Origin of the sequence: Hylemonella gracilis ATCC 19624 (assembly GCF_000211835.1) — a bacterium.
In the GTDB taxonomy this organism is placed as follows: domain Bacteria; phylum Pseudomonadota; class Gammaproteobacteria; order Burkholderiales; family Burkholderiaceae_C; genus Hylemonella; species Hylemonella gracilis.
In genome coordinates this window covers 98,581-105,305 of the sequence record NZ_AEGR01000018.1, presented here as the reverse complement: position 1 = coordinate 105,305, position 6,725 = coordinate 98,581, and the positions used below count along the sequence as shown (strand labels likewise).

6 protein-coding genes are annotated in these 6,725 nt (G+C 65.5%); all 6 read right to left on the bottom strand.

All coding sequences use genetic code 11. The annotated features are described in order from the left end of the window. Positions 1–667 (bottom strand): methyl-accepting chemotaxis protein (locus HGR_RS01605; RefSeq protein WP_237701350.1); only part of this gene is annotated, 667 nt, incomplete at its 3' end. Positions 668–914: 247 nt separating this feature from the next. After that, positions 915–1,379, bottom strand: a complete 465-nt coding sequence (locus HGR_RS01600; RefSeq protein WP_006296300.1) for a VOC family protein — start codon at positions 1,377–1,379, stop codon at positions 915–917. A gap of 61 nt (positions 1,380–1,440) precedes the next feature. Continuing rightward, entirely contained in the window at positions 1,441–3,489 is a 2,049-nt protein-coding gene (locus tag HGR_RS01595) for an acetyl-CoA carboxylase biotin carboxylase subunit (protein ID WP_006296299.1), read from the bottom strand. Positions 3,490–3,624: 135 nt separating this feature from the next. Beyond that, a complete protein-coding gene (locus tag HGR_RS01590; RefSeq protein ID WP_006296298.1) occupies positions 3,625–3,915 on the bottom strand; it encodes a helix-hairpin-helix domain-containing protein in 291 nt (96 codons plus the stop codon). A 22-nt stretch (positions 3,916–3,937) separates the two neighbouring features. Further along, on the bottom strand, positions 3,938–5,470 hold the full coding sequence (locus HGR_RS01585; RefSeq protein WP_006296297.1) for an acyl-CoA carboxylase subunit beta: 1,533 nt from the start codon (positions 5,468–5,470) through the stop codon (positions 3,938–3,940). Between the two features lie 71 nt (positions 5,471–5,541). Next, entirely contained in the window at positions 5,542–6,696 is a 1,155-nt protein-coding gene (gene meaB / locus HGR_RS17705) for a methylmalonyl Co-A mutase-associated GTPase MeaB (RefSeq protein WP_006296296.1), read from the bottom strand. Between the last annotated feature and the right edge of the window lie 29 nt (positions 6,697–6,725).

Here is a 6,725-nt window from a genome sequence, read left to right as displayed (position 1 = left end):
CGTTCAAGGCCAGGATGTTGGTCTGGAAGGCGATGCCGTCGATCACGCCGATGATTTCGTTCATGCGCTGCGCGCTGCCCTGGCTGGCCTCCACCGTGTGGACCACGCCCGTCATCGCCTGCGCGCCGCCCTCGGCCACGCCGCGCACCTCGGCCGCCTGGGCCGTGGCCTGCTGCGTGGCCACGGCATTGCCCTGCACGGAAGTGGCCACATCCTGCACGCTGCTCGCGGTCTGCTCCAGGTTGGCGGCCTGCTGCTCGGTCCGCTCGGACAATTCCCGGCTGCTGTAGGCCAGGCTTTGACCGGCCTGGGCCACCAAGGCGGAATTGCTGCGGATGCGCGCGACCATGGCCGAAAGGCTGTTGACCATGCCCCGCACGGCCCGGTCCAGGGCCGCCACTTCGTCGTGTCCTTGGACTGCGGCTTGGGAGCGGGTCACGCCACGCAGATCGCCGTGGGCGGCCTGCTCCATCAGCCGGACGACGCGCCGCATGTCGGCGCTCAGGCTGAGATGGAAAGTCGCCATCAGGTAGATCACCATCGCGCCCGCGAGCAGGCTGCCTTCCCAGGCCCAGGGCGTGCCCGCGCCCAGCCAGGGCGCCAACACGGCGAGCAGCATGAACAGCAGCAGCAGCAGGAACTTGCCCAGCAAGGGCAGTCGTCGCATCAAGCGCACACCGGGAGAAAAAAAGAATCGCACCGATCTTGTCCTGAGAGGGATGAGAAGACGCCCGTGCGCGATGGCGTGCACCTCGGCACAGCCTCCATGCGCCAACGGCTAGAACGATCGCAAATATCAGAAATACCGCGAAAAGCAGTATAGGTTGCAGCCCCGCGCGACCGCAACGGGTTTGCCCCTAAGCGGTGACGCAGTGGACGCCGCGACGACACCGCGACCACAGCGCGGCGCGCGCTCAGGCGAGCGCGGCGATCACGTCCGGCGGCGCCTGCACCAGCTCGATCAACACGCCCTCACCCGCGATCGGGAACGCGTCATTGGCCTTGGGATGGAGGAAGCAGATGTCATGGCCCGCCGCGCCCTTGCGGATGCCCCCGGGCGCGAAGCGCACACCCTGCTCCGTCAGCCATGCGTAAGCCTTGGGCAAGTCATCCACCCACAGGCCCACGTGGTTGAGCGGCGTGGCATGAACAGCGGGTTTCTTGTCGGGATCGAGCGGCTGCATCAGATCGACTTCGACGGCGTGCGGGCCGCGGCCGATGGTGCAGATGTCCTCGTCGACGTTCTCGCCCGCGCTGCGGAAGTTGCCCGTCACCGGCACGCCCAGCATCTCGACCCAAAGCGTGCGCAAGCGCGCCTTGTCCAGGCCGCCGATGGCGATCTGCTGCACACCCAGGATCTTGAAGGGACGCTGGTTCATGGTGATTGCTCCATCAAGTCGGATCAAGACGTGGTGACGTCCGGGCGTGCTGGCAACTTCGTCAAGCAAATTCGATGATGGGCTGGTCCACCGTCAGCGATTCCCCCTTGGCCGCCAGCACCTTGCCCACCACGCCGTCGGCGGCAGCGAAGAGCACGTTCTCCATCTTCATCGCCTCGATGACGGCCACGCGCTCACCGGCCTGCACCTTCTGTCCTGGCTGCACGGCCACGTCCACCAGCAACCCTGGCATCGGCGACAGGACATATTTGCTCATGTCCGGCGGCGCCTTGTGCGGCATCAGCTTGTGCAGTTCCGCCATGCGGGGAGAGATCACCAAGGCCTCGATCTGCGCGCCGTTGTGCCGCAGGCGCAGCGCCAGCGGATTCTTCGTGGTGCCGCGCTCCACCTGGGTGGTGAAGGGGTGCCCGTCCACCGTGCCCGCGATGATGATGTCGTTGAGGCGGGAATTGCTGCGGATCTCGTAGTTGCGCGCGCCCACGCGAACACGGGCCATGCCGGTCTCGCCCACGAATTCATCCACATGCACGGGGGTGTGCACATGGCGGCCGTCGGTGGCGAGGGTGATCACCACGTAGTCACTGCCCGCGTTGACCGTGTAGCCTGGCAGTTGGCCCGTCAGCGTGGCGGTGCGCTCACGGGACTTGCGCCGCACGAAAGCCGCCAGCGCGACCAGGAAGTCGGGGTCTTCGTGGGCCACGCTGTCGGCGCTGAAGCCCTTGCCGTAATGCAGGGCGATGAAGCCCGTGTTGAAGGCCCCGGCCACGAAATCCGGGTGCGCCAGCAGCGCCGCCTGGAAAGGGATGTTGCTGCTGATGCCCCGCACCACGAAGCCATTGAGCGCCGCGCGCATCTTGGCGATCGCTTCCTTGCGGTCCTTGCCGTGCACGATGAGCTTGGCGATCATCGAGTCATAGTGCATGGGGATCTCGCCGCCCTCCTGCACGCCCGTGTCCACGCGCACGCCGTGCAGCTGCTGGGTGTTGGCCTGCCACATGGTCTGGGGCGGCGGCGTGAAGCGCACCAGGCGTCCCGTGCTGGGCAGGAAGTTGCGGTACGGGTCTTCGGCGTTGATGCGGCATTCGATCGCCCAGCCATTGCGCTTGACGTCCGCCTGCGTCAGCGGCAGCTTCTCGCCGGCCGCGACGCGGATCATCAGCTCGACCAAGTCCAGGCCGGTGATGCATTCCGTCACCGGGTGCTCGACCTGCAGGCGCGTGTTCATCTCCAGGAAGTAGAAGCTCTGGTCCTTGCCGACCACGAACTCCACCGTGCCCGCGCTCTGGTACTTGACCGCCTTGGCCAGGGCCACGGCCTGCTCGCCCATGGCCTTGCGCGTGGCGTCGCTGATGAAGGGCGACGGGGCCTCTTCGATGACCTTCTGGTGGCGGCGCTGAATCGAGCACTCGCGCTCGTTCAGGTAGATGACATTGCCGTGTCCATCTCCGAGCACCTGGATCTCGATGTGGCGCGGCTCCTCGACGAACTTCTCCATGAACACGCGGTCATCACCGAAGCTGTTGCGCGCCTCGTTGCGGCAGCTCGTGAAACCCTCGAAGCATTCCTTGTCGTTGTGGGCCACGCGCAGGCCCTTGCCCCCGCCACCGGCGCTGGCCTTGATCATCACCGGGTAGCCGATCTTCTGCGCGATCTTCACCGCCTCGTCGGGCGACTCGATGGGCGCGTTATGGCCCGGAATGGTGTTGACCTTGGCCTCGCCCGCCAACTTCTTGGACGCGATCTTGTCGCCCATGGCCGCGATGCTGTAGTGCTTAGGGCCGATGAAAGTGATGCCCTCTTCCTCCACGCGCTTGGCGAAGTCCTCGTTTTCGGACAGGAAGCCGTAGCCGGGGTGGATGGCCTGCGCGCCGGTCTGCTTGGCGGCGGCGATGATCTTGTCCGCGACCAGGTAGCTCTCGCGGCTGGGCGCGGGACCGAGCAGCACGGCCTCGTCGGCCAGCATCACGTGCCGCGCGTCGCGGTCGGCCTCGGAGTAGACGGCCACGGTGGCGATGCCCATCTTCTTCGCCGTCGCGATCACGCGGCAGGCGATTTCACCCCGATTCGCTATGAGGATCTTCTTAAACATGGGCTTTCTCCATCGGGCAGAAATCGCCCAAGCACGCTGCGCGTGCCACGCAATTTGGCCGCGCCACTGCGCCGCTAAGCGGCTGGTCACCTCGATTGGCGATCAAAATTTTCTTGAACATGTTCTTGTCCTGTCTCAGTGTTGTCGGGCCAGCAGCGCCTTGCGCTGGGCCGTGAAATCCCACCACGGGCGGGCGGGCCCGCCATTCATGAAGTCATGCGCCGCGAGGAAGGTGTCCAGCACGCAAGGGTCGTGGCGCTGCCCCATCGGGCCGCGCAGTTGCTCGTAGGTGGCCCAAGGGTCCATCGTTCGCACCTCGGCGGGCGTGCGGATACCCAGACTGATCAAGTCTTGCGCCATCGAGCGGCCAATGTTCGGGATGTCGGTCAGCACGCGGGCCTGTGCAGCGTTCAACGCCTTGGGCATGGATGAACTCCGGCTGCCCCCATCAAAGCGGGATGTTCCCATGCTTGCGCCACGGGTTGTCCAGCTTCTTGTCCTTGAGCATGACCAGCGAGCGGCAGATGCGCTTGCGCGTCTCGTGCGGCTGGATCACGTCGTCGATGTAGCCGCGCGCGCCGGCCACGAAGGGGTTGGCGAATTTTTCCTTGTATTCGGCTTCACGTGCCGCGAGCTTGGCCGGGTCGCTCTTCTCCTCGCGGAAGATGATTTCCACCGCGCCCTTGGCGCCCATCACGGCGATCTCGGCGTTGGGCCAGGCGAAGTTCACGTCGCCGCGCAGGTGCTTGGAGGCCATAACGTCGTAGGCGCCGCCATAGGCCTTGCGCGTGATGACGGTGATCTTGGGCACCGTGCACTCGGCATAGGCGTAGAGCAGCTTGGCACCGTGCTTGATGATGCCGCCGTACTCCTGGCTGGTGCCTGGCATGAAACCCGGCACATCGACGAAGGTGATGACCGGGATGTTGAAGGCGTCGCAAAAGCGCACGAAACGCGCGGCCTTGACGCTGCTCTTGATGTCCAGGCAGCCCGCCAGGACCAGCGGCTGGTTGGCCACGATGCCCACGGTCTGACCGTCCATGCGGGCGAAGCCGATCAGGACGTTCTTGGCGTACTCGGGCTGGATCTCGAAGAAGTCCCCGTCGTCGACCGTCTTGACGATCAGTTCCTTCATGTCATAGGGCTTGTTCGGGTTGTCCGGCACCAGGGTATCCAGGCCCAACTCCATGCGGTCGATCGGGTCGCCGCTCTTGCGCACCGGTGTCTTCTCGCGGTTGTTCAGCGGCAGGTAGTTGAAAAGCCGGCGCAGCATCAACAACGCTTCGACGTCGTTCTCGAACGCCAGGTCGGCCACGCCGCTCTTGGTGGTGTGGGTCAGCGCGCCGCCCAGCTCCTCGGCCGTGACCTCCTCGTGCGTCACGGTCTTGACCACGTCCGGACCGGTCACGAACATGTAGCTACTGTCCTTGACCATGAAGATGAAGTCGGTGATGGCGGGGGAATACACCGCGCCGCCCGCGGAGGGGCCCATGATGAGGCTGATCTGCGGAATCACGCCGGAGGCCAGCACATTGCGCTGGAAGACCTCGGCATAACCGCCCAGGGAAGCCACGCCTTCCTGGATGCGCGCGCCGCCCGAATCGTTGAGCCCGATCACGGGCGCGCCGACCTTCATGGCTTGGTCCAGGATCTTGCAGATCTTCTCGGCATGCGTTTCCGAGAGCGAACCGCCGAAAACGGTGAAGTCCTGGCTGTAGACGAAGACCAGGCGGCCGTTGATCATGCCGTAGCCGGTCACCACGCCGTCGCCCGGGACCTTCTGCTCGTCCATGCCGAAGTCAACCGAACGGTGCTCGACGAACATGTCCCACTCTTCGAACGTGCCCTCGTCCAGCAGCACCTCGAGGCGCTCGCGCGCGGTCAGCTTGCCCTTGGCGTGTTGCGCGTCGATGCGCTTTTGCCCCCCGCCCAGGCGCGCGGCGGCGCGCTTCTTTTCCAGTTGTTCCAGGATGTCGTGCATGGTGTCCTCAGTCTGCTTTCTAGGCGCTCTTGGTTTGCTCAACCTTTGATTGTCGTCGTTACTCGTCCCGCTCAGGTGCCCTCAGTCCGGTCCGCCCAAACCTGCAGCAGTTGCCGCGCGGCCGTCGATGCTGCCACACGCCCAGCGCGCACCTCTTGCGACAGAACCGGCAGCAACTGCTTGATGCGCGGATCCGCACGGAAGGCCAGACGCAGGCCGCTGTCGATGCGCTCACGCAGCCAAGCGGCGGACTGCTGTTCGCGCCGCGCGCTCAAGGCCCCGTTGCCCGTCTGCAAGGCGCGGAACTGCGTGACGGCGGCCCAGAACCGGTCCACGCCCGCGCCGGTCAACGCGCTCAATTGCATGACCTGAGGCTGCCAGATTTTCTGGGCCGTGCCCATCGGAGGATGCACCGGCCCATTCGCCCCGTCCGGCCCACCCGACCTATTCGGCCCATCCGTACCGTCCGCCACGGCCGGTTCATCCTCCAGTGGCCCCCCGGCGCCAGCGTGCCCCTGGCCCCCCGTTGATCGGGCCGGGTTGCCATGCTGAGTCAACAGGCGCAACGCCGACGTGATTTGGGCCTGGGCGCGCGTGGCCGCGGCCGCGTCCAGATCGCTTTTGTTGATGACCACCAGATCGGCCAGTTCCATCACGCCGCGCTTGATGGCTTGCAGGTCGTCGCCAGCATTGGGCAATTGCAGCAGGCAGAACATGTCGGTCATGCCCTGGACCGCGGTTTCGCTCTGCCCCACGCCCACCGTCTCGACGATGACGATGTCATAGCCTGCCGCCTCGCAGACCAGCATGGCTTCGCGGGTCTTCTCCGCCACGCCGCCCAGGGTACCGCTGCTCGGGCTGGGCCGGATGTAGGCCCGATCGTGCACGGAGAGTTTTTCCATCCGGGTTTTGTCGCCGAGGATGGAGCCGCCAGACAGAGAAGAAGAAGGATCGACCGCCAGCACCGCGACGCGGTGCCCGTGCTCGATGAGGTACAGCCCCAAGGCCTCGATGAAGGTGGATTTGCCCACGCCGGGCACGCCGCTGATGCCGAGCCGAAAGGCCTTGCCGGTGTGGGGCAGCACAGCGGTCAGCAGTTCATCCCCCTGAGATCGATGGTCAGCTCGCGTGGATTCGAGCAAGGTGATGGCCTTGGCGATGGCACGCCGTTGCGCGACCGGCGCCGCTTGGTTCAGCAAGGCGCTCAACAAAGTCACTTCACCCACCGCTGGTGTCCTCGCGCAATCCGCCCAGA

Coding starts and splice junctions, on each gene's coding strand:
- HGR_RS01595 (WP_006296299.1), bottom strand. CDS start 3,489: ATGTTTAAGAAGATCCTCATAGCGAATCGGGGTGAAATCGCCTGCCGC.
- HGR_RS01585 (WP_006296297.1), bottom strand. CDS start 5,470: ATGCACGACATCCTGGAACAACTGGAAAAGAAGCGCGCCGCCGCGCGC.
- HGR_RS01600 (WP_006296300.1), bottom strand. CDS start 1,379: ATGAACCAGCGTCCCTTCAAGATCCTGGGTGTGCAGCAGATCGCCATC.
- HGR_RS01590 (WP_006296298.1), bottom strand. CDS start 3,915: ATGCCCAAGGCGTTGAACGCTGCACAGGCCCGCGTGCTGACCGACATC.